The organism is Pseudodonghicola flavimaris (assembly GCF_030164425.1).
Classification (GTDB): domain Bacteria; phylum Pseudomonadota; class Alphaproteobacteria; order Rhodobacterales; family Rhodobacteraceae; genus Pseudodonghicola; species Pseudodonghicola flavimaris.
Genome location: NZ_JASNJD010000018.1, coordinates 75,875 through 97,840, shown reverse-complemented (window position 1 = coordinate 97,840; position 21,966 = coordinate 75,875). Strand labels below are relative to the sequence as shown.

The window sequence follows — 21,966 nt, the reverse complement described above, 5'->3', positions numbered from 1 at the left end:
GGGACACGCTTCCGAAAGCCTTTGATTATAAAGGGGTGAATGCCATGGATGGGGCAAGCTGGCGATCCCAGAAGGACTCGAACCCTCAACCTGCTGATTAGAAGTCAGCTGCTCTATCCAGTTGAGCTATGGGACCGCTTGCGCCGACTTTTGCGGGCTTTGGCGGTGAGGTTCAAGGGAAACCTTCGGTTGGCTCAGAGGCTGCGGGTCATGAAGGTGCTGTGCGGGTCGGGGCCGTAGCAGCCGAAGGGGCCGCAGTCGGAAAACCCGTGCCGCCGGTAGAGGCTGCGGGCGGCGGCGAAATCGGGGCCGCTGTCGGTCTCGAGGTTCAGCCGCCGCATTCCCTGTGCCCGGGCGCAGTCGATCAGGTGACGCAGCAGCGCGCCGCCGGTGCCGCGGCCACGGGCCTCGGCGATGACATGCATCGATTTCAGCTCCCCCTCCTGCGGGCCGGTGCGTTTCAGCGCCCCCATCGCCAGCGGCGTCCCCCCTTGCCAGAGCAGGAAAAAGCTGATGTCCCCGGCGGCAAGCGCGCGGGCGTCCAGAACATGGACGCTGTCGGGTGGGGTATGGGCCTGCATCTCGGCCAGATGCCGGGCGATCAGCCGCTGTCCGGCGGGGCTGTCGGGCCGGTCGCGGCGAATGCTGAAAGCGGCGGGGTCAGCGGGCAGGGGCTGCGGCATCGCTTTGGCGGTCTCCTTCGGGCGGGTCTCCGGGCGGAGAGCCCGACCGTGCCGCCCCCCGAGGCTAGGGGCTTTGCGGTGGCGGGACAAGCTTCCGAGGCCGGGCCCGGGCTACGGTAGGCCGGGCGCAGAGAAAAGGGCCCGCGCGTGCGGGCCCTTCGGGATCGGTGGTGCCGGCCCCGGCGGGGCGCAGGCGGATCAATGCGCGGTCTGGCCGCCATCCGCCACGAAGACGGTGCCATTGACGAAGGACGCGCCGGGGGAGGCGAGGAACAGCACGGCGGCGGCGATCTCTTCGGGCTGGGCCGGGCGTTTCATCGGGCTGTTGGCCATCAGCGCCTGGGAGATCTCGGGATCGTCCAGCCAGCGCTGGGTCATCGGCGTCGCGATCAGACCCGGGGCCACGGCGTTGACGCGGATGTTCTGCGTCGCATAGTCGAGCGCGGCCGCGCGGGTCAGCCCCGCCACCCCGTGCTTGGCCGCCGCATAGGGCGCCATGTCCGGATCCGCCACCACGCCGGCCACCGAGGAGGTGTTGACGATGGCGCCGCCGCCGGCGCGCAGCATGGCCTGGATTTCATATTTCATCGACAGGAAGACGCCGCGCAGGTCGACGGCGATGATGCGGTCGAATTCCTCTTCGGTCACCTCGGCCAGCGGTGTCGTAGTGGGCAGGATGCCGGCGTTGTTGAACGCCACGTCGAGCCGGCCAAAGCGGCTTTCGGCTTCTGCGACCAGCGCCTGGACCTGAGCGCCCTCGGCCACGTTGGTGCGTTGGAACAGGGCCTCGGCCCCGAGATCGCGGCAAGCCTGGGCGGTGTCTTCGGCGGCTTCGGCCATATCGCCGATCACCAGCCGGGCGCCGCGCTCGGCGAAGGCCAGCGCGGTGGCGCGACCGATCCCCGTCGCGGCACCGGTGATTAGAACCACTTTGCCGTCGAAATCCAGATAAGCGTCGCTCATTTTCAGTCTCCTTCCGTGCGGAAAGACGGGGTGGCGCCGTGGCGCGCCCCGTCGTCGATGTCAGCTCAGATCGTGATGCCGGATTTCCCCGGGGCGAGAATGCCGTTCGGGTCCAGCGCCCGCTTGATCCGGCGGTTCAGGTCGCGCTGCCCCGGACCGTAGGTCTCCGCCACCTCGTTCATGAAGGAGGTCGAGGTGCGGTAAATCCCGTAGCCCGCGCCATGCAGCGCGTCGATCAGGGCGAGATAGCAGCGTCGCGCCCGGTCCATTTCCTCGGCATCGTTGCGGTCGTAGAGGATGTCGGTGAGCTGTTCGGCATGACGGCCGCCGATCAGGAAACCACCGATATAGTCGAAGCCGTATTCGTCCAGAACGCCGTGCATCAGGTTGAACTGCTTGAGCGCCTCGGAGCCCTCGCAGCGCACCACCGGGGCCAGCCAGGAGGAGCCGCCGCCGCCCTTGTAGTTGTAGATGGTGAACTCGGTCAGCGTCGGCTGGTTGGTCATGTTCAGGTTCCAGTGGTGGAACGGCGTCGCCTCGATTCCGGGATCGCGCTCGGTCATGAACTGGCCGCCGGTGGAGGCAAAGGCCTCGCGCGCGATCTTCAGGTTGACCTCGATCTGTTCCTCGGTGCCATAGAGCGTCGAGATATGGCCCCAGATGCCCAGGCCCATGTCGTTGCAGATCTCCCGTACCCGCTCGCGCGGGATGGCGCCGGGGCCGGTATAGATCTCGTCACGGCGATAGGTCTGGGCGATGTGATACATCGTGTGGCCCAGAACGCCGTTCTCGATCACCTTGTTCAGGTTCAGGTGGCGCACCGCGTCGATGCCGGCGGCCATGCCGTCGTCCTCGTTCCAGCCGCAGAGAAAGCCCAGGCTCATCGGCGGCTTCGGCATCAGCCAGATGCCGATCTTGGTCACGACGCCGAAGTTCGACTGGCTGAAAATCCCGTCGACCCAGGGACCGAAGCCCCAGCGGTAGACGTTCCATTCGCGGCTGTTCTCGACCCCACCCATGCCGGTGCGCACCAGTGAGCCGTCGGCCAGAACCACTTCCAGCCCGCAGAAATTCTCGAAATGCTGGCCATAGCGGTTATAGCCCACGCCGCGGTCGAGCGTGTTGCCCATCGGACCCGCGACGGGCCCGGAGGAGGGGAAGGAAATCCACAGCGGGATGTTGTTGGCCTCAAGGAATTCCTTGAGCTGCATATAGGTCACGCCCGGCTCCACCAGCGCATAGCCCAGCGTCTCGTCAACCTCGATGATCCGGTTCATCCGCTTCAGATCCAGCACCACCTGACCCGGGGTCGCGGGTGCTGCATCGCCATAACCGAGGTTCTTGCCGGTGGAGATCATCCACAGCGGAACACGGTATTTCTCGGCCACCTTGACCACGGCCTGGACCTCTTCGGTCGAGGCGGGGGCGACGGCGCCGGCGGGGCGGTGGCGGGCATCGGGTTCGGGCAGCATCACCTTGGCATAGGGGGCCAGCCGGTCGATATCGGCCATCACATAATCGTCGCCGACGATGGCGCGCCACTCGCTCAGGGCGGCGGCGAAATCGCTGTGCGAGACGCCGGGGGGCAGGAAAGTCAGGTCTTCAGTAGCCATGGAGGGTCTCCCTCAGAGATCGGCAATCAGGGTGGAGAAGGCGCGCGGGGCGCCGGTCCACGTCAGGGGGGAATGCGGCCGGTTCAGGCCCTGCGCCAGAACCTGGGACAGGTCGTGCGCCTGCCAGCCGGAGGCGGGGAGCGGCAGATGGCCCTGCGGCAGCCGGTGGTTGGCACGATGGATCACCGTCGCGCCGGGCGCGTGATCGCCAAGCGCCAGATCGAACAGCACCAGATCGGCGTCGCGCCCGATCAGCAGCACCCGCTGTCCGGCCAGCGCCCGCAGGCGCGCCGGGTCGGTCAGGAAGGCGCCGGTATCGCTGTGCCGGACGCTCAGCTCGGCAGCGGTCAGCGCGCGGTCCAGCGCGTCGCTTTGCGGCAGGGCGAGGATCACCTGCACCGGGGGCTGCTCCAGGGGCTGCACCGGGGGGATCCCCGGGGCAGCGAGGGCGGTCGCCCCCTGCGTCAGCGCCGGCAGCGACAGCCCGGCCAGGCCGGAGGCGAGAAATCCCCGCCGGGTGAATGCGGGTCGTTGCATCAATGGCCCTCCCGCTCGGCGATGGAGCCGGGGACGACACCGGGCGTCGCGCCGGGGGCGACCCGCAGCGACGCGATATAGGCGGCGACCGCGCGCAGCTCGTCATCCGAGATCTCGCTTTCGCGGAAGGCGGGCATGGCGTTCAGCCCGTGACGGGTGACGTGATGCAGGGTCTCGTAATCCAGCTTCTGCAGCCGCAGATCGGGGCCGACCCCCATACCATGGCATTGCAGGCAGGTGTTTTGCGCCAGCCGGGCGCCGGAGCGGTCGCCGCGCGTCTGGGCTGCGGCGGCCGGGTCGACGGTCAGCTCGTCGGCGGCGGCGGTGCCCGCCGTCAGGCACAGGCTCAGCCCGAGGGCCAGGGCGCGGCGGGTGGTGGGAAGGGAAAATCGCATGGATATCTCCGCGGTCTCAGTGAAGGGTGGCGCGCGCGGCCGCGACCTGTTCGGGCGTGGCGGTGGCGCTTTGCGTTTCGTTCATCGCGTTGCGCACGTAGTTGGCGATATCGGCGATGGAGCGATCGTCGAGCAGGAAGGCGGGCATGGCGATGCGGCCCTCCTTGTCCGACAGGCCGGTCAGCACCGGCATGATCACGTTGTCGGCGGCGGCGCCGACGGCGTGGTGGTTGGCCAGCGCGGGGGCGAAATCCGGAACACCTTCGCCGTCGAGCCGGTGGCAGGCGGCGCAGTTGGCGCGATAGGCGACCCGGCCCCGCTCGACCGAGGCGGTGGCCGCGGCATGATCCAGCGCTTCGCCGGTGGCATGCCGGATCGGCGGCAGCTGGTGCAGGTAGGCGGCCATGGCGCGCAGGTCGGTCTCGGTCAGATGCGAGGTGCCCTCGGCCACCACGTCGTACATCGGCCCGAACGGCCCGCCATGGGCGGTGGTCTGGCCGGAGAGATAGGCGAAGATCTCGTCTTCCGACCAGTCGCCCAGCCCGGTCTCGGCGTCGGGGGTCAGGTTGGGCGCCCAGAACCCATCGATCTGCGCCCCGGCAAAGGCCATGTCCTTGCGCATCGCGCCCAGGGCGTTGCGCGGCGTGTGGCATTCGGCGCAATGCGCCGGTCCCTCGATCAGATAGGCGCCCAGGTTGACCTCGTCGCTCAGCGCCGGATCCGGGGTGAATTCGCTGTTATCGAAGAACAGCTTGCGCCAGCCGCTGAGCAGGAAGCGCTGGTTGAACGGGAAGTCCAGCTGCAGATCGGGCTTGGCCTGCCGCACTGGCGGCAGCGACATGATATAGGCGTAGAGCGCGTCGATATCGGCATCCGACATCTTCGCATAGGAGGTGAAGGTCATGGTCGGATAGAGATTGCCCGGATGCGCCGTCACCCCTTCGCGCACGGCGCGGGCGAAGGCGTCGCGGGTCCAGCCGCCGATGCCGGTCTGCGGATCGGGGGTGATATTGGCGCTGGCCATGGTGCCGAACGGGGTCTGCATTTCCAGCCCGCCGGCAAAGGGGGCGCCGCCGGGTTTGGTGTGGCAGGGGGCGCAGTCGGCGGCGCGGGCGACATATTCGCCGCGGGCGATCTGGCTTTCCAGATGCTGGCCGAGGGCGGGCATCGGCGTTTCCGCCGCGGTGCGCTCTACCGGGCTGAACATATAAGCGCCGACGGCGGCGCCGCCGGCGAGGACGAGGACGGCGCCCGCGATCAGCGTGCGGCGGAGGGGGGCGGGCTGTGAGGATGGCATGGTGTCTTGCTCCGGCCTTCGGGCGGGCCCTGGCGGCACACGGGCGGCGTGCCGATCCGGGCCGCGCAACGGGCAGCGTTCATCGGAAAATTCGTGACCTCGTAGATAGATCGCCGCGCCCGGGGCGTCTTGTCGCAGGGGGACGAAAGCTGTGACTGCGCGGGACATGGCGTTCTCGGACTGCACAAGTCCTGTGCAAGAAAGCGCCGCCGCCGGAATTGAACCGGCGTCACCGGAGGATTAACAGGGCAGCTGATTTTCGTGTTTGCCCAGATTTCCGTTGCCTGAATGACCTCCCGCCCCGACCCGCAGAAGGCGCGCGCGCCGCATGTGTCCAGCTTCGACACCAGTGCGCTGGAACCCAGCGTGCAGGTCCGCCTGTGGGAGCATTACGCGCAGGAGCATGTGTTTCAGGTGCATTGCCACTCGGTGAACGCCGATACGCTGCATGGCTCGCTGCGCAACTTCGAGACCGGTTCGGTCCGGTTCGCCGATATGCGCGCGACCGCCCATGTGGTGGAGCGCACCGCCCGCGACGTCGCCGAGGACCCCTGTGAGCTGATCCTGCTGATCATGATTCTGGAGGGGGAGGCGACCTATGGGCAGGGCGGCGTCTGGATGACTGCGCAGGTCGGCGATATCCTGGCCATGCGCTCGGACCAGCCGTTTCTGGGCACTTATTCACGGCCGGTGCGGCAGATGGTGATGACCTTGCCGGTGACGGAGTTCACCGACCTCTGCGGGCGCGAGATCGTCGGGCTGGAGCGGGCGACCCAGGCGCAGCTGGGCAACAAGAGCCTGCGCTGGCTGTTCGAACAGGGGCTGGCCTCGCTCGACGGGACGGGCTCGGTGCCCTATCAGGCGATCCACGGGCTGGGGCTGGTGGCGGCGCTGTTCGGCCGGTCCGATCCGGTGCAGGGGCGGCGGATGCGGCCGCATTTCTTCGCGGCGCAGGCCTGGATCGCCGATCATCTCTCCGATCCAACGCTGTCGCCGTCACAGATCGCTGCGGGTTTGAATATCTCTCTGCGCCATCTGAATCGGGTCTTCGCCCGCGAAGGGGTGACCGTGCGCCGGGTGATCGAGGAGCGCCGCCTGAAGATGGCGTTGCAGTTGCTGCAGGATCCCAAGCACACCTATATGAGCATTGGCGAGATCGCCTATAGCTGCGGTTTTTCGGATCAGTCGCTGTTCAGCCGCCAGTTCCGGCGGCAATTCGACCTGACCCCGACCGAGGCGCGGCTGGCCGCCCGGCCGTAGCCCTGCGCCGGAAGGGCGCGCCTTTCTGTCGGCCCTCCGGGCCGGAGGACGGGGCTCAGGCGCCGCTTTCGGCCACGGCCAGATCCGCCATCCGCAGCGCGGCCTCGCGGCTGCTGGCAACGGCAATGAACCGCGCGTTGTGGCAGAATTTCGCACCCTTCACCCCGCTGGCGGCCTCCAGCTCGGCATCGGTCAGCCCGGCCCAGGCCGCCGGCAGGTCGGCGCGACTTTCGAAACTGTCGCCGCTCTTGCGGATGGTGGTGAGTGCCCAGTCGCTGTCGCGGGGATGGATGACGAACAGCAGGTGATCGGCGCCGGCCTTCTCGACGGCGGCGCGGAACGGCATGCCCATCGGCAGTTCCAGGACACGGGCGCTGCCTGCCGCCTCGATCGCCGTCATCACCATGGCCTCGGCCCGGCGCTTGGCGGCGCGGCCGTTGATCGCCGCCTCGACAAAGGCGCGGGCGACCGGCAGCGCCGCGGCAAAGGCCAGGTCGTCGGCCTCGGCGCCACGGGTGTCGAAGCTGGGTTTCAGGGTTTCCAGCAGCGCCGGCAGGGTCAGCCCGGCCAGCGGGCCGGCGACCGAGGGTTCCAGCGCGCCGTTGTCCAGCAGGTCGACCGGCAGCACGAAGCCCTGATCGAAGCTGCGGTGGATATCGTCCAGATGCGCCTCCGGCACCGCCAGCGCTCGCAGATAGTCATGGCCGTAGTGTTTCCAGATCAGCCCGAAGGAGCTGTAGGGCTGATTGTCGTCGCGCAGCGGGTTGGGTCGCTGGTGATGGTCGAAAATCCCCGCTTCCGCATCGTATTCGCGGCCGACGTCATAAATGATCTTGCCCGCCCCCGGGGTGATCCAGGCGGCCTCTCGCGTGCGGATCAGCTCGGCCTCGGGATAGAGCCGGGTCAGGATGACGGACGACAGCAGCTCGTCGGCATGAAAGCCGCCGGAATGGGTGACGAGATGCGTGATGGTCATCGGGGCCTCCGGGGTGGCGCTGGAAATGAAAGGGGCGACCGGATGGTCGCCCTGTCAGGCTCTGGACCTGGGATGGCTCAGGCCGTTCGCGCGCTCCGGGCCTGGGCCCGTGGCGCTGTGGCGGGGCAATCCTGCCGGGGAGGGCGCGGGGGTGCGGCGCCGCTCCGGTCTGCGATGCCGATCAGTGGGTCCAGGGGGCGCGGCGGTCGGTGGCGAAATTCTCGCCATAGCCACGGGCGCGGATGTTGGGCTTGCGCTCATGCGGCTCGATCACCTGGGCGTCGATCCCCTGGGCGGCGGCATAGGCCAGCGCGGCCTCCTTGGTTTCGAACCGCAGGTGCACCTGGCTGTCCATGTCGCTGGACGAGGTCCAGCCCATCAGCGGGTCGACGTCGCGGGCCGAGGCCGGGGCGTATTCCAGAACCCAGGCATGAGTTTTCGCCATGCCCGAGGTCATGGCATTCTTGGCGGGCCGATAGATTCGCGCGCGCATGTGCGTCTCCGTCCTGTCTTGCTTGCCCCTATATGCGACAGCCTGCAGGGCGCCACAAGGCTCGAATCGCCGCGGCTGCGGGCCCGGCCGGGGGAAACCCCGGGGCAGGGGCGCTCTGCGTTGAAATCCGGGCAGCGGGTCCTCTATCCGCAGGCCTTGCTGGCCGATCTGGTGGCGCGGCTCGATCCGGCGCTGTGGTCGCTGGACGAACGCACGGGCGAGGCGTCTCCGCCATAGAGGCGGTGGCCGAGAAACCGGTAAGAACTTTGTCAGGGGTCTTGCAGCCGGGCCGAAACGGAACAAGATAGGAACGGACAGGAGTCCGCCCATGTACAACAACACCCCCGACCGGATGCCGATGCTGCACGCCCCCGCGGCGGATGTGCGCGCGCGCGAAAAGCTCGAAGGCGGCAAGCGCTTCGTGATGCAGACCGAATTCGAGGCCGCCGGCGACCAGCCCGCCGCGATCGCGGAACTGTCGGGCGGCGTCGCCGCCGGTGACCGCGATCAGGTGCTGCTGGGCGCCACCGGCACCGGCAAGACCTTCACCATGGCCAAGGTGATCGAGGAAACCCAGCGCCCGGCCATCATCCTGGCGCCGAACAAGACGCTGGCGGCGCAGCTCTATGGCGAATTCAAGGGCTTCTTCCCCGACAACGCGGTGGAATACTTCGTCAGCTACTATGACTATTATCAGCCCGAGGCCTATGTGGCGCGGTCGGACACCTATATCGAGAAGGAATCCCAGATCAACGAGCAGATCGACCGGATGCGCCATGCCGCCACCCGGGCGCTGCTGGAGCGTGACGACGTGATCATCGTTGCCTCGGTCTCCTGCATCTACGGCATCGGGTCGGTCGAGACCTATGGCGCGATGACCCAGGATCTGCAGGCCGGGCAGGAGTATGATCAGCGCGCGGTGATCGCCGATCTGGTGGCGCAGCAGTACCGCCGCAACGATCAGGGGTTTCAGCGCGGCAGCTTCCGGGTGCGCGGCGACGTGCTGGAAGTCTGGCCCGCCCACCTTGAGGATCGTGCCTGGCGGATGTCCTTTTTCGGCGAGGAGCTGGAGGCGATCACCGAATTCGACCCGCTCACCGGGCAGAAGACCGACACATTCGACCGTATCCGCATCTATGCGAACTCGCATTACGTGACGCCGCGCCCGACGATGCAGCAGGCGGTGGTCGGCATCAAGAAGGAGCTGCGCCAGCGGCTGGATCAGCTGGTGGGGGAAGGCAAGCTCCTGGAAGCGCAGCGGCTGGAGCAGCGCACCAATTTCGATCTGGAGATGCTGGAGGCCACCGGCGTCTGCAACGGGATCGAGAACTACTCCCGCTATCTCACCGGCCGGGCGCCAGGGGAGCCGCCGCCAACGCTGTTCGAATTCATCCCCGACAATGCCATCGTCTTCGCCGATGAAAGCCACGTCACCGTGCCGCAGATCGGCGGCATGTACCGGGGCGACTATCGCCGCAAGTTCACGCTTGCCGAACATGGCTTCCGGCTGCCCAGCTGCATGGACAACCGCCCGCTCAAGTTCGAGGAATGGGATGCGATGCGGCCGCAGTCGGTCTTCGTCTCCGCCACCCCGGCGGCCTGGGAGCTGGAGCAGACCGGCGGCGTCTTCACCGAACAGGTGATCCGGCCCACCGGGCTTCTCGATCCGCTGGTCGAGATCCGGCCGGTGGAGATGCAGGTCGACGATCTGCTGGACGAGGTGCGCCGGGTCACCGCCGCCGGCTTCCGCACGCTGGTGACCACGCTGACCAAGCGGATGGCCGAGGATCTGACCGAATACATGCATGAGCAGGGGATCAAGATCCGCTACATGCATTCGGATATCGACACCATCGAGCGGATCGAGATCCTGCGCGACCTGCGGCTCGGGGTCTTCGATGTGCTGGTGGGGATCAACCTGCTGCGCGAGGGGCTCGATATCCCCGAATGCGGGCTGGTGGCGATTCTGGATGCCGATAAGGAGGGCTTCCTGCGGTCGGAAACCTCGCTGATCCAGACCATCGGCCGGGCGGCGCGGAACGCCGAAGGCCGGGTGATCATGTATGCCGACCGGATCACCGGCAGCATGGAACGCGCCCTGGCCGAGACCGAGCGCCGCCGTGCCAAGCAGATCGCCTATAACGAGGAACACGACATCACCCCGGCGACGGTGAAGAAGAATGTCGAGGATATCCTCGCTGGTCTCTACCACGGCGATACCGATCAGGCACGGGTGACCGCGAAGGTTGACAAGCCGCTGCATGGCGCCAACCTTGAAGCGCATCTGGACGGGCTGCGGACCGAGATGAGGAAGGCGGCCGAGAACCTGGAGTTCGAGGAAGCCGCCCGCCTGCGCGACGAGATCAAGCGGCTGGAGGCCGTCGATCTGGCGATCTCCGACGATCCTCTGGCGCGGCAATCGGCGGTGGATCAGGCGGTCGAGGAGGCGGTCGGCAAGACCGGCCGCTCCACCGCCGGGCGCCCGGGCCAACGCGGCGGGGTGCGGCGGAAGCGGCGGTAGGGATGACCGAGGGGCGCGCGCCGCATTTCTCGTTCCCGATGAGTTGAGAAGGAAGGAAAGTGGTAGGTTATGGGCTCATTCTTCTCACACTGCTCGCCGCAGTGATCGGGACGCTCACCGAGGCTGACCGGCGAATCAAGCTTTCACTGATCTCGGTTGCGGTGCTCTCTGCAGGGGTCAGCCTCTGGATGACCTTTCAGGACAACCGGGAGAAGATCTTGAACCAGCGGTTGATCGCCAGTCTCGTGCAGTCGTCCCAGGATGAAACGATTTTCGCCGAAGAATTGCGCATGGCGATCAACGCGATTGTTGCACCAACGGGCCGGGTCATGACCGGACTGACCTTTTCCAGTGCCGGTATGCGTCTTGTCTTCGGGGCACCGGACAGCGGCGTGGCGGTGGGCGCGGTGTTTCTTGGCGAGCGGGACTTACGTCCAGTGCGCTATGCTTTGATCGCCGAAACCGATCTTGAGCCGGTATTGCGACCTCTGCTGATTGAGGACATCTGGCAGGATGATACCCTGGCTGCCGACTGGAACCGGATCGCCCCCAAGATCGGATATCTGGTGCAGGGCGAGATTGATGGGCTTGTCCCCCTAGGCAGCGGCGAAACGCTGATCACCTTTCCTGAGGGTGGAGCCGTGGCTGTTGCCGTACCGCATCCCATCCACGACCGGATGATTGTGGTCACGCTCACCAAAGACGACCTTGCCGCGCTGGTCGGCTTGGCGCCAATCGAGCGTGGTGCCCGGATCTCGGACCTGGTCGCGGAACAGGTCGTCGCGGCGCTTTGATCGGCTCCGAGAGAGGCCTTTGCAGCCCCTGAAACGACCGTTTTGCAGGCAGCTTCGACCGGGCCCCGCCTGAGATCGGGACGCAACGCCCCCGCAATCTTCCGCGCCCTTGCAGCGCCCCGCCGCCTGCCCTAGCCGCGACAGGAGGGGAGGGCAGGCGCCGGTGGGGCGCCTCTCCCCCGGGGGGCGCGATGAAGCTGCAAGATTTCCTGATGATGATGGGCATCTGCCTGATCTGGTCGGTCAACGTGCTGATCGGCCGCTATGTGATGGGCAGTCTGCAGGTGCCGCCGATCTACTATGCCGCGGTGCGGTTCGCGCTGGTGGCGCTGTTGCTGCTGCCCTTCCTGCGCCCGGTTCCGAAGGAAATCCGGCGCATCATTCCGGTCGGGCTGCTGATCGGGGCGGCGCATTTCGGCATGCTGTTCATCGGGCTCGGTAGCGCCACCGCCTCGGCGGCCTCGGTCACCATGCAGGCGGGCATACCGTTCAGCGCTCTCTTCGCCCTGCTGATCCTGCGCGAACGGCTGAGACCGCGCCAGATCGCCGGCATTGTCCTGGCCCTGGGCGGCACGCTGCTGGTGATCTGGACCCCGGAGTCGGGCCGGCTTTCCACCGGCCTTCTGTGGGTGCTGGGCGGGGCCAGCGCCATCTCGCTGGGCAATGTGCTGATCCGGCAATTGAAACACATCAGCCCGTGGCGGCTGCAGGCCTGGTCGGCAGCCGCCTCCGCGCCGGTGCTCGCGCTGCTGTCGGGGCTCTTGGAGACCGGCCAGTGGGAGCGCTCGGTCGCCGGCGGCGCGCCGTTCTGGATTGCGCTCTGCTTCTCGGCGGTGATGGTCAGTATCGTCGCCCAGGTGACGCTGATCCGATTGCTGCACCGCTACAGTGTCGGCATCGTCTCGCCACTGACCCTGGCGATGCCGCTGATGACCGTGGTGCTGGGTGCGACGCTGGCGGATGAGCCATTGGGCGCAAGGTTCCTGATCGGGGTCTGCATCGCGCTGGCGGGGGCCTATTTCGTGCTGTTCCAGGGCCGCCGCGCCGCCGCCCGTGCCGCGGCCTGACGGTCTGCCGCGATGGCACGGCAGCGGGGCCGATCCGGTCTCGCCGTCGTTCGGAGCAATCTGCCGCATCCCGTGCCGCACGGCGCCTCTTGCATTCCGCCGCCATTTACGGAATCCATATCTCCACCGGGGCCTTAGCTCAGCTGGGAGAGCGCGTCGTTCGCAATGACGAGGTCAGGGGTTCGATCCCCCTAGGCTCCACCAACCTTCCTGACCGACATCACAAGGGCATCTCGCCGATGCGGAACCGTTGGGGGGACCGGCATGCAGGGTCAGCCGGCGAAGGTGATCGGCAGGCTGAAGGTGTAGCGCGGGGCGCTCAGGTCCTTGGGGGCGGCGGCAAACCGGCCGGCGGCCTGGACCGCGCGCAGGGCGGCCTGATCCAGTCCGGCCTGGCCCGAGCTTCTGAGCACCGAGACCCCCAGCAGCTGTCCGCTGGGCGCGACCGAGACCGTCAGCACCACGGTGCCGCTGCCACCGTTGCGCGGCGCGCGCTTGCGCCGTTCGATACGGGCGCGGATCGTGGCGCCCCATTGCGCCTGCAGCGATTTGCTCCGGGACCGCGACAGGGTCGAGGCCTGCTGGCTGCGCGCCTCGCCGGCATTGGCGCCGCCGCCGCTGCCGGCGGCCTTGCGGGCGCTGGAGCTGGCGCTGTTGACCGAAGCCGCCGGCGGTTTCGGCGCCGGCCGGGCCTTGGGCGGCACCCTGGCGATGTCGGGCTGCGGCTCGCGGGTTTGCTCCGGCGTTTCCGGCGCGGGGGGCTGCTCCACCACCGGCGGGGCGGGGGATTCGGGGGGCTCCAGCGCGCGATCCCGGGGCATCGGCGGCAGCGGCATTGCCGGGGTCAGCTCCGGGCGGGCCGGCGCCTCCGGGCGCGGCAGGCTTGCCACCTGCGGTGCGTCGGGTGGGGTCATCTGCGGCGGGGCAGGGGCCGGCGCGACGGTGTCGCTGACCGCGGGCGCCTGCTCCCATTCCTGCACCATCATGGCGATCGAGGCGGAGGAAGCCTCAGCCGACATCAGCGCCTCGCCGCCGGACCCGGCGGAGGCGGCGCCGCCTTCGGAAAACCGCATGGCGGCCAGCGCCAGATGCAGCACCACGGCAAAACCGAGAAAGAAGGCGGCGTTGATCAGAACTCTCACGGCGGCCTCACTTGGGAACGGTAACCAGCTGAACATCGGAAAAGCCGATGGCGGCAAGCTGCGGCAGCAGCCGGGCGATCCCGGCGGCGGGGGTCTTGCCGTCGGCCCTGAGGATCAGCGGCGGCACCTCGGTGCCCTCGCAGCCGCCATCGCCGCACAGATCGATCCGCGCCAGTTCCAGCGCCTGCAGCACCGCCTGCTCGCCCTCCGTCTCGCGATAGGCCAGGGTGCCATCGGGACCGAGGTAGAGTGTCAGCTCCGCCTCCGCGGTCTGTTCCGAGCTGGCCTCGGGCGGCTCCACCGCAATCGGTTCGGGCGGGGCGATCTGCGCCGTCATCAGGAAGAAGATCAGCAGCAGAAAGACCACGTTGATCATCGGCACGATGCTCTCGGCGGGCGGTTTGCGCGGCGGATCGGCGAAGCTCATCATCGCGGGGTCACTCCACCAGCACCAGCCGTTGGAAGCCGGCCCCGTGCAGCGCGTCCATCACCTCGACCAGCCGTTGCAGCGGCACCTCCTCGGCGCTGCGCAGCACGATCACGTCGCCGGGGTCCTGAGTCAGATCGCCCAGACTGTCGATCAGCGCCTCGGGGGTGATGTCGCGGCCGTTCAGCTTCAGCCCCTCCGGGTCGATCTGCACCAGCCGCGGCGGCCCCTGATACTCGGCCGAGGCGCCGCCGGCGGTGCGCAGCGGGATCTGCATGTCGACGCCGAAGCGCGAGGCCAGCATGAAGAACACCAGCAGCAGGAACACCACGTCGATCATCGGCGTCAGAGAGATGCGCCGGGGCGGGCGGGGGTCGTCGAAGGTCATCGGATCATTCCGCCGCCAGCGCGTCGCGGGGCTCCGCCGGGCTCAGCCGCGCCGGGCGCCGACGCAGGAACACCCGGGTGGCGATATCTTCCAGCTGACGCCGCAGACGGTCGTTGACGCTTTCGAACCAGGTCAGCGCCATCGAGGCGGGAATCGCCACCCCCATGCCGGCGGCGGTGGTCAGAAGCGCCTCCCAGATGCCGCCGGCCAGTGTCGCCGGATCGGCGCGGGCACCGGCCTCCTGCAGCGCCTGGAAGGCCGCGATCATGCCCAGGACGGTGCCCAGCAGGCCCAGCAGCGGTGCGATGGTGGCGATCAGCTCCAGCGCCCGCAGGCCGGCGCGGCCACGGGCCAGCAGCGCCTTGGCGACGCGAACGGTTTCCTGCCGGGCGGCCTCGTCGTCGAACTCGGCGCTGTCATGCGCGGTCATCGCCCGCTGGGTCAGCCGGGCGCGGATGGTACGGCGGCCGTCCAGCGCCGCCAGCGCCGCGCGGCTGTCGCCGCGTTCCCAGGCCTCCATCGCCTGTTTGACATGGCGGCCGCCGTTCCAGGCCCCCAGCGTCAGCAGGTCCCAGGCCTTCCACAGGATCAGCGCCACCGTAATGACGGAGAGCGCAGCGATGGCCCAGATCGACGGGCCGCCGGTGTCGAGAAACCCGGTGACAGAGGCGACGACTTCGTCGAACGAAAGAAATTCCATGGGGACCCCCGGGATCGGCTGGGCGTTGACAGAGGGGCGCCGCCGGAACCGGCGGGGCCTTTGCATCGTTGCTAGTTAATCCGACTTTTTTCGTCAACTACATCCGAACAGATTCTGCTCCCGACTCGCGGGGATTGGCCGATTTGTGGGGCCAAGGCTGGTCTCTGTCGGGGGCCTCCGGATGCCTCACGCGGATTTGACCACCGCCGGACAAGTGGCCCGGGTGGCCGGTCGCGGGTGGCGCTCAGGCTTCCCAGGGCATGGATTCGAAGCCTTCGCGGAAGGCGAACCGCTTCAGGTGACTGTCGATGATGCCTTTGGCGACGACCAGCCCCTCGGGGTCGCGGGCGGTTACTTCCACCCAGAGTTCGCTGTCATTTGCGGTCATCTGCGCCGGCCCGGTCGGCAGCGTCGCATGCCCCGCGTCGGCGGTGAAGCTGACCTCGACCTTATGGCCGAAGTGCTTGCAGAGCTGCTGCAGGTATTTCGACGCATGTTCCGTGTGCAGCCTGGCCTGTGCGCTGAGCATATCCGATATCTCCGATTGTTTCTCTCAGGATAGGCGCTGGATCTCTCCGGGGCAATGCCATAGTGAAACGCTCAGGATGTGCCGCCCCGATGCCGACCCTTAGCCCGGCGGTGCGCAAGGATAAGGACTTTGGCATGAAACACGCGATTTTCGGGATGCTGGCCGCGGTATCGCTGGCGCTGCCGGCCTGGGCCGACCCGGTGTCGATCCGCACGGCGCGCGGCCTGGTGAGTTTCGACAGCCTGCCTGAGCGGGTGGCGGTCTATGACATGGCGGCGCTCGATACGCTGGACGCGCTGGGGGTGCCGGTGGCGGGATCGGTCGAAAAGACCTTCGTGCCGCAGTTGCGGAGCTATCAGGGCGATCTCGGCACGTTGTTCGAGCCGAACTTCGAGGCGCTTTATGCGCTGGCGCCCGATCTGGTGATCGCCGGCGGCCGGTCGGCGCCGCAGGTCGACGCGCTGGCCCGGATCGCTCCGACCATCGACATGACCTTTACCGGCGATCTGCTGATCGACGAGGCGCTGGAGCGGCTGGCGGACTACGGCAAGCTTTTCGGCCGCGAGGACCGCGCCGCCCAGATCGCGGAGGGTCTGAATGCCAAGGTCGCCGCCGCCCGCGCGGCGATCTCCGGCAAGGGCAACGGGCTGATCATCCTGACCAACGGGCCGAAGATCTCCGCTTATGGCGCGGGATCGCGGTTCGGCTGGATCCACGGCGAACTGGGGCTGCCGGAGGCGGTGGAGAACGTCCACGGCGCCACCCATGGCGAAGCGGTGTCCTTCGAGTTCATCCGCCAGGCCGATCCCGACTGGCTGCTGGTGCTGGACCGTGCCGCCGCCATCGGTGCCGAGGCGGTGGGGGCGCAGGCGACGCTGGACAACCCGCTGGTGCGTGAGACCAAGGCCTGGAAGGCGGGCCATGTGCTCTATCTCAACGCGGCCGAGATCTACATCTCCAGCGGCGGGGTGCAATCGCTCTCCGATACGCTCGATCTGCTGATCGACGCCTTCGGAGGCGCATGACGTGACCCTCGGCCGCCTCGCCGCGCCGGCAGCGCTGCTGCTGCTGGCGGGGGTGAGCATCTTTACCGGCGTCGCCGCGCTGCAATGGGGCGATCTCTGGCTGATCGGCGTCAGCCGGCTGCCGCGCACCGCCGCGGCGCTGCTGGCCGGGGCGGCGCTGGCGGTGGCCGGGGTGATCATGCAGATGCTGGCGCGCAACCGGTTCGTCGAACCCTCGACCACCGGCACCGGACAGGCGGCGGGGCTGGGCATCGTCGCCATCACGCTGGTGGCGCCGGCGGCGGCGCTCTGGGTCAAGATGGCGGCGGCGACGGTCGCGGCGCTGCTGGGCACGGCGCTGTTTCTGGCACTGGTGCGGCGGCTGCCGCGGCGCGATCCGCTGCTGGTGCCGCTGACCGGAATCGTCTACGGCGGCATCCTCGGGGCAGCGGCCACCTTTCTCGCCTATGAGCGGGACCTGATCCAATATGTGGATATCTGGATGAACGGAGAGCTCTCCGGCGTCATGCTGGGGCGCTACGAATTCCTCTGGGCGGCGGGGGCGCTGGCGATTGCCGCCTATCTCTATGCCGACCGGTTCACCATTGCCGGCATGGGCGAGGACACCAGCCGGACGCTGGGTCTGGACTACCCGCGGATCGTGGCGCTGGGGCTGCTGATCGTTGCCGGCATCACCGCGGTGACGGTGGTGACGGTGGGCATGATCCCTTTCGTCGGGCTGGTGGTGCCCAACATGATCGCGCGGCTGGCGGGCGAGAACCTGCGCCGCACCCTGCCGCAGGTGGCGATGGCGGGGGCGGGGCTGGTGCTGGCCTGCGATATCCTCGGGCGGGTGATCCGCTATCCCTACGAGATACCGGTGGGCACGATCCTGGGCGTGCTGGGCGCGGTGGTTTTCCTGTGGATGCTCAATGCGCGCCGCTAGTGCCCTGATCCTGGCCGGGCTGGCGCTGGCGGTGGCCTGTCTGGCCTATCTCAGCCTCGGGGCGCGCGGCGACTGGGGCTTCGTGCTGATGTTCCGGGGTGCCCGGCTGGTGGCGCTGCTGACCGTGGCGCTGGCGGTGGCGCTGTCGACGATGGTGTTCCAGACGCTGGCCGCCAACCGCATCCTGACGCCGGCGATCATGGGCTTCGACGCGCTGTTCCTGCTGGGCCAGAGCCTGTTGGTCTTCACCCTTTCCGGCGTCGGTGTCGCGGCGCTGGGGGCCTATGTCACATTCGGGCTGGAGACCGCGGTGATGCTGCTCGCGGCGCTGCTGCTGTTCGGCACCCTGCTGCGGCGGGGGCAGGATATCTCCCGGATGATCCTGACCGGCATCGTCTTCGGCATCCTGTTCCGCAGCCTGACCCAGCTGCTGAACCGGATGATCGATCCGAATGAGTTCACGATGATCCAGAGCGCCGCGTTCGCCCGCTTCAACAACGTGCCCGAGGGGCTGACCTGGATCACCGCCGGGCTGACCGTGGCGGTGGGGATCTGGCTGATGAGCAAGCACCGCCAGCTGGATGTCATGGCGCTGGGGCGGGCGGCCTCGATGACGCTGGGGGTGGATCACGACCGCCAGACCCGCCGGCTGCTGGCGGCGGTGGCGCTGCTGGTCTCGGTCTCGACCGCGCTGGTCGGGCCGATCGTGTTCTTCGGGCTTCTGGTCTCGGCGCTGGCGCATGGGCTGGCGGGCAGCTGGCGCCATGCGGTGCTGCTGCCGCTGTCGGCGCTGCTGGCCGGCTGCATCCTGGTCGCCAGCCAGACGCTGTTCGAGCGGGTCCTGCATCTGCAGACCTCGGTTGCGGTGGTGATCGAGGCGTTGGGCGGCCTGGTGTTTCTGGCGATGATCCTGCGCAGGAGGAAGACATGATCGAAACCCGTGCGCTCTCGGTCGCGCTCAGTGGCAAGCCGGTGCTTGCGGATATCTCCGTCGCGCTGCCGAAGGGCCGGCTGACGGCGCTGGTCGGGCCCAACGGGGCAGGGAAATCGACCCTGTTGATGACCCTGGGCCGCCTGCTGGAACCGGCGTCGGGCGATATCCTGATCGACGGGCGCGATCTGCGGGCGGTGCCGCCGCGCGAACTGGCGCTGCAGCTGTCGATCCTGCGGCAGGAGGGCGCCATCGGCCCGCGCCTGACGGTGCGCGACCTGGTCAGCTTCGGTCGCTATCCGCACAGCCACGGGCGGCTGACAGCGGCGGACCGGCTGGAGGTGCAGCGCGCCATCGACCGGCTCGATCTGGCGGGCTTTGCCGACCGCTATCTCGACACCCTGTCGGGCGGGCAGAAGCAGCGGGCGCAGATCGCCATGGTGCTGGCGCAGCAGACCGATGTGATCCTGCTGGACGAGCCGCTGAACAACCTCGATCTGGCGCATGCCCGCCGGGTGATGCGCATCGCGCGGGAGGAGGCGGACGCCGGCCGGACGGTGATCGTGGTGCTGCACGATCTGACGGTGGCGGCGGCCTATGCCGATCATGTGGTGGCGATGAAGGCGGGCCGGGTCGCGGCCGAGGGGCCGTCCGAAGAGGTGATCAGCGAAGAGGTGCTGTCGCGGCTTTTCGAAACCGATGTCAGCGTCGCCGAGGTTGGCGGCCGGCGGGTTGTTCTGACGCTCTGACCCGCTGGAGCCGATGGCTTTCCGGGGGCGCCGGTCAGTCGGTGTGCAGCGCCGGGGTGAGGGCGCTGACCCCGGCGGCGGCACGGTCCATCATCGCCGCATCCTCGCCGCTCAGCCGCTGGCGCAGCCGGGACAGCGTCGCCTCGGTCCGGGCCGGATGCGCCCGCAGGGTCTGGATGCGGCCCAGCACCGCCCGCGCCGCCCGGCGGTCGCTGTCGGAGCGGGCCGGATCGCCAAGGATTTCATGGCAGCGCATCGCCGCATGGCCGAGGTTGAGGATGGCCAGGCTGGCCTCGGAGGCCTCGACATTGGCGCGGGCATAGCGTTCCGACAGCCGGATCAGCCGCAGCATCCGGTGATAGAGCCGCGCCCGCCAGATCCGCCGGTGTTCCAGCGCGCCGGCGTCGGCGGCCAGATCGGACAGATCGTGCAGCATCGAGGCCAGCAGCGTGTCGAGCCGTCGGCGCAGCCCCACCGGATAGACGAAGCGATAGGCCAGCATCGCCACCAGCGGGGCGGAGATCACTGCCAGCCCCATCATCACCGAACCGCCGAAGCTGCCGTGCAGCGGGGTCTGCACCTGGGTCAGCAGCAGCATCACCATGTTATAGTCGAAACTGTGGAGCGTGGTGCGCTTGTGACCCACCAGCACCGCCCCGAACAGGATGAAAGGCAGTGTCATCAGCACCATCTGGAATTCGCTATCGGCCAGCGGCCAGGCCAGCCAGCGGATCGCCAGGGCGCCCAGCACCCCGTAGACCTGACCGACGAAGACATAGCGCATGAACACCGCCGGGTTCTCGAACGACGACATCAGCGACAGCATCACCGACAGCCCCAGCATCATGTAGCCGCCCATGCTCCAGTCCGTGATCAGCCAGACCGCACCGAAGAGGCCAAGCCCGCCCATCGCCCGCAGCATCGCCTCGCGTGCGCCGATCCAGTCGCGGTGCAGCACCACCGGCAGGGCCGGCTCCGGCGTCACCGGGTCAGAGGGGCGCGCCCATTGCGCCAACGCCGCGATGAGCGGCTCCAGCGTCTCGCTCAGCCCGGGGGTGGGGCCATGCGCGCCGGCCTGGTCAGGGCCGGGGAGGACCGCATCGCGCGCCGTCTCCAGCGCGGAAAGCGCGGTGAGCGGATCGTTGGCCCGCAGCGCGGTGGCGGCACGGCTCAGCCCGGTAGAGACGGCGGGCGGCATCCCGGGCCCGTCGCCGCGGTTGCGCCGGCGCAGCAGCACCGGGATGGCGGCGATCAGCAGCCCGCGCGTCGCCCGCACCTCGCGACGGGAACGGATCGAACCGGCGGCATGGGGATCGAGGCCTTCCTCTACCGCGGCGAGACGCGAGAGGAGGATGCGGTCGCCGTCCCCGTCGGCGCTGCCATCCGCCCCGCCGATATTGCCGTCGCGCGGCGCGGCGGCGCGGTCCAGCAGATCGGCCAGCAGGTCGCGCACCTGTCGGCGCAGCCCGGCGCCATCGCTGCGCCCGGCGAAGAGATAGCCGAAGATCGTCGCGGCGATCACCCCGGTCAGCACGGTGGCGAACCGGTCGATCCCCAGCGCGAAGACATGATCGGGATGGGCGCTGTCCAGCAGCGAGACCATGGCGGCGGTATAGCCCGCCAGCACCGTCGAGTAAGCGACGAAACCGCGCTGCAGGTTGCCGATCCCGGTGCAGAGCCCGACCCAGATGGTCAGTCCGACCACCAGCAGCGCGGGGTGAATCTGCATCGACAGCACCAGCAGCACCCCGGCGATTGTGCCGCTGATGGTGCCGAGGATGCGGAACAGGCTTTTCTCCAGCAGCTGCCCGCGGGTCGGCTGCGACGCGGCCCAGACTGTCATCGCGGCCCATTGCGGGTGTTCCAGCCCCAGCGCCCAGGCCAGGACGAAGGCCAGGCAGGCGGTGACGGCGGTCACGCCGGCAAATCTCAGCTTCGGCGTGTCGAAGCCGTATCGGGTCAGCCAGCTGCTCATTCCGCTTTCTCCTGCTGCAACTTCTCATCCGCCCGCCGGTCGATCCGTTCCAGGCCGCCGAGGATATCGGCGATCTCGGCATCGCTGAGGTCGGCCAGCAGCTCGGTCTCCACATCGCGCAGCTGGGCGCGGATGCGGTCGACCTCGGCCTCACCCGCCGGGGTCAGCAGGATGCGGCGGGCACGGCGGTCGGCGGGATCGACCCGCCGTTCGATCAGCGCCCGGCCTTCCAGCGCATCGAGCAACCGCACCAGCGAAGAGGCATCGAGCCCGACCCGCGTGGCCAGTTCGGTCTGGCTGATATCGTCGCCGCCCTCCTTCAGATGGACCAGCGGCGTCCAGGTGGCATCGGTCAGCCCGGCGCGGGCCAGCTCATGGTCGATGACCCGGCGCCAGCGGCGGGCGAGGGTGACGAACAGAAATCCGAATCTGTCGCGGGGGCGGGAGGGGGCAGCGGAGGTCATCAGATGCATGTGCGTGCAAATGATTTGGAATGCAAATTAATTTCGCAGGAAAATTCACTGATGATGCCAGGTGCCGCCGCCGGGCGCGCAACAGGTCGAAAAACAGGCTGGG

23 protein-coding genes and 2 tRNA genes are annotated in these 21,966 nt (G+C 68.2%); 9 read left to right on the top strand and 16 right to left on the bottom strand.

The genetic code is table 11. The features are described 5' to 3' along the window. Nucleotides 1–59: 59 nt before the first annotated feature. From QO033_RS19300 to QO033_RS19270, 7 genes are all read right to left on the bottom strand, one after another. Nucleotides 60–136 (bottom strand) — tRNA-Arg (locus QO033_RS19300). A 58-nt stretch (nucleotides 137–194) separates the two neighbouring features. Then, nucleotides 195–683, bottom strand: coding sequence for a GNAT family N-acetyltransferase (locus QO033_RS19295; protein WP_284482604.1), 489 nt, complete (start codon nucleotides 681–683; stop codon nucleotides 195–197). A gap of 198 nt (nucleotides 684–881) precedes the next feature. After that, nucleotides 882–1,646 (bottom strand): SDR family NAD(P)-dependent oxidoreductase, encoded by a 765-nt coding sequence (locus QO033_RS19290; RefSeq protein ID WP_284482603.1) that lies wholly within the window; start codon nucleotides 1,644–1,646, stop codon nucleotides 882–884. A gap of 65 nt (nucleotides 1,647–1,711) precedes the next feature. Then, complete coding sequence (locus tag QO033_RS19285) at nucleotides 1,712–3,259, bottom strand: FAD-binding oxidoreductase (RefSeq protein WP_284482602.1); 1,548 nt, start codon at nucleotides 3,257–3,259, stop codon at nucleotides 1,712–1,714. Between the two features lie 12 nt (nucleotides 3,260–3,271). Continuing rightward, on the bottom strand, nucleotides 3,272–3,796 hold the full coding sequence (locus QO033_RS19280; RefSeq protein ID WP_284482601.1) for a hypothetical protein: 525 nt from the start codon (nucleotides 3,794–3,796) through the stop codon (nucleotides 3,272–3,274). Further along, a complete protein-coding gene (locus QO033_RS19275) occupies nucleotides 3,796–4,191 on the bottom strand; it encodes a c-type cytochrome (RefSeq protein WP_284482600.1) in 396 nt (131 codons plus the stop codon). The genes QO033_RS19280 and QO033_RS19275 overlap by 1 nt, the downstream gene beginning before the upstream one ends. 16 nt (nucleotides 4,192–4,207) lie before the next feature. Beyond that, on the bottom strand, nucleotides 4,208–5,488 hold the full coding sequence (locus QO033_RS19270; protein ID WP_284482599.1) for a c-type cytochrome: 1,281 nt from the start codon (nucleotides 5,486–5,488) through the stop codon (nucleotides 4,208–4,210). Nucleotides 5,489–5,776: 288 nt separating this feature from the next. On the opposite strand from QO033_RS19270, the gene QO033_RS19265 reads away from it, so the two are divergent. Continuing rightward, nucleotides 5,777–6,748 carry a helix-turn-helix domain-containing protein gene (locus tag QO033_RS19265; RefSeq protein WP_284482598.1) on the top strand — a complete coding sequence of 324 codons (972 nt, stop codon included), beginning with the start codon at nucleotides 5,777–5,779 and terminating at the stop codon, nucleotides 6,746–6,748. A 55-nt stretch (nucleotides 6,749–6,803) separates the two neighbouring features. Here the strand turns inward: QO033_RS19265 and QO033_RS19260 are convergent, their stop codons facing one another. After that, a complete protein-coding gene (locus QO033_RS19260) occupies nucleotides 6,804–7,724 on the bottom strand; it encodes an MYG1 family protein (RefSeq protein WP_284482597.1) in 921 nt (306 codons plus the stop codon). 181 nt (nucleotides 7,725–7,905) lie between these two features. After that, the gene (locus QO033_RS19255; protein ID WP_284482596.1) at nucleotides 7,906–8,217 is read right to left on the bottom strand and encodes an ETC complex I subunit; all 312 of its coding nucleotides are present in this window, start codon (nucleotides 8,215–8,217) and stop codon (nucleotides 7,906–7,908) included. A gap of 328 nt (nucleotides 8,218–8,545) precedes the next feature. Between QO033_RS19255 and uvrB the strand changes: the two genes are divergently transcribed. From uvrB to QO033_RS19235, 4 genes are all read left to right on the top strand, one after another. After that, on the top strand, nucleotides 8,546–10,738 hold the full coding sequence (uvrB, locus tag QO033_RS19250; RefSeq protein WP_284482595.1) for an excinuclease ABC subunit UvrB: 2,193 nt from the start codon (nucleotides 8,546–8,548) through the stop codon (nucleotides 10,736–10,738). A gap of 59 nt (nucleotides 10,739–10,797) precedes the next feature. Continuing rightward, nucleotides 10,798–11,532, top strand: a complete 735-nt coding sequence (locus QO033_RS19245; protein WP_284482594.1) for a hypothetical protein — start codon at nucleotides 10,798–10,800, stop codon at nucleotides 11,530–11,532. A gap of 191 nt (nucleotides 11,533–11,723) precedes the next feature. Next, entirely contained in the window at nucleotides 11,724–12,599 is an 876-nt protein-coding gene (locus QO033_RS19240; RefSeq protein ID WP_284482593.1) for a DMT family transporter, read from the top strand. Between the two features lie 128 nt (nucleotides 12,600–12,727). Beyond that, nucleotides 12,728–12,803: transfer RNA gene (locus QO033_RS19235), tRNA-Ala, on the top strand. A 68-nt stretch (nucleotides 12,804–12,871) separates the two neighbouring features. Here the strand turns inward: QO033_RS19235 and QO033_RS19230 are convergent. The 5 genes from QO033_RS19230 to QO033_RS19210 all read right to left on the bottom strand — a co-directional run bounded on the left by QO033_RS19230 (nucleotide 12,872) and on the right by QO033_RS19210 (nucleotide 15,785). Further along, on the bottom strand, nucleotides 12,872–13,741 hold the full coding sequence (locus tag QO033_RS19230) for an energy transducer TonB family protein (protein WP_284482592.1): 870 nt from the start codon (nucleotides 13,739–13,741) through the stop codon (nucleotides 12,872–12,874). Nucleotides 13,742–13,748: 7 nt separating this feature from the next. Beyond that, complete coding sequence (locus QO033_RS19225) at nucleotides 13,749–14,171, bottom strand: ExbD/TolR family protein (RefSeq protein ID WP_321170053.1); 423 nt, start codon at nucleotides 14,169–14,171, stop codon at nucleotides 13,749–13,751. A gap of 7 nt (nucleotides 14,172–14,178) precedes the next feature. Continuing rightward, complete coding sequence (locus QO033_RS19220; protein ID WP_284482591.1) at nucleotides 14,179–14,556, bottom strand: ExbD/TolR family protein; 378 nt, start codon at nucleotides 14,554–14,556, stop codon at nucleotides 14,179–14,181. Between the two features lie 4 nt (nucleotides 14,557–14,560). Continuing rightward, complete coding sequence (locus tag QO033_RS19215; RefSeq protein ID WP_284482590.1) at nucleotides 14,561–15,256, bottom strand: MotA/TolQ/ExbB proton channel family protein; 696 nt, start codon at nucleotides 15,254–15,256, stop codon at nucleotides 14,561–14,563. A 244-nt stretch (nucleotides 15,257–15,500) separates the two neighbouring features. Further along, entirely contained in the window at nucleotides 15,501–15,785 is a 285-nt protein-coding gene (locus tag QO033_RS19210; RefSeq protein ID WP_284482589.1) for a DUF2218 domain-containing protein, read from the bottom strand. A 134-nt stretch (nucleotides 15,786–15,919) separates the two neighbouring features. Here QO033_RS19210 and QO033_RS19205 point away from each other — a divergent pair, with 134 nt between their 5' ends. From QO033_RS19205 to QO033_RS19190, 4 genes are read left to right on the top strand one after another with little or no spacing between them, the layout of a single operon-like run. After that, entirely contained in the window at nucleotides 15,920–16,810 is an 891-nt protein-coding gene (locus tag QO033_RS19205; protein WP_284482588.1) for a siderophore ABC transporter substrate-binding protein, read from the top strand. Between the two features lies 1 nt (nucleotide 16,811). Next, nucleotides 16,812–17,735 (top strand): ABC transporter permease, encoded by a 924-nt coding sequence (locus QO033_RS19200; RefSeq protein ID WP_284482587.1) that lies wholly within the window; start codon nucleotides 16,812–16,814, stop codon nucleotides 17,733–17,735. Further along, the gene (locus QO033_RS19195; RefSeq protein WP_284482586.1) at nucleotides 17,722–18,666 is read left to right on the top strand and encodes an iron chelate uptake ABC transporter family permease subunit; all 945 of its coding nucleotides are present in this window, start codon (nucleotides 17,722–17,724) and stop codon (nucleotides 18,664–18,666) included. The genes QO033_RS19200 and QO033_RS19195 overlap by 14 nt, the downstream gene beginning before the upstream one ends. Then, nucleotides 18,663–19,415 carry an iron ABC transporter ATP-binding protein gene (locus QO033_RS19190; protein WP_284482585.1) on the top strand — a complete coding sequence of 251 codons (753 nt, stop codon included), beginning with the start codon at nucleotides 18,663–18,665 and terminating at the stop codon, nucleotides 19,413–19,415. Before QO033_RS19195 ends, QO033_RS19190 begins: the two co-directional genes overlap by 4 nt. A 34-nt stretch (nucleotides 19,416–19,449) precedes the next feature. Here the strand turns inward: QO033_RS19190 and QO033_RS19185 are convergent, their stop codons facing one another. Together QO033_RS19185 and QO033_RS19180 are read right to left on the bottom strand one after the other, a co-directional pair. Beyond that, nucleotides 19,450–21,390: an FUSC family protein gene (locus QO033_RS19185; RefSeq protein WP_284482584.1), complete on the bottom strand. Its 1,941-nt coding sequence runs from the start codon at nucleotides 21,388–21,390 to the stop codon at nucleotides 19,450–19,452. Next, a complete protein-coding gene (locus QO033_RS19180; protein ID WP_284482583.1) occupies nucleotides 21,387–21,854 on the bottom strand; it encodes a MarR family winged helix-turn-helix transcriptional regulator in 468 nt (155 codons plus the stop codon). The genes QO033_RS19185 and QO033_RS19180 overlap by 4 nt, the downstream gene beginning before the upstream one ends. Between the last annotated feature and the right edge of the window lie 112 nt (nucleotides 21,855–21,966).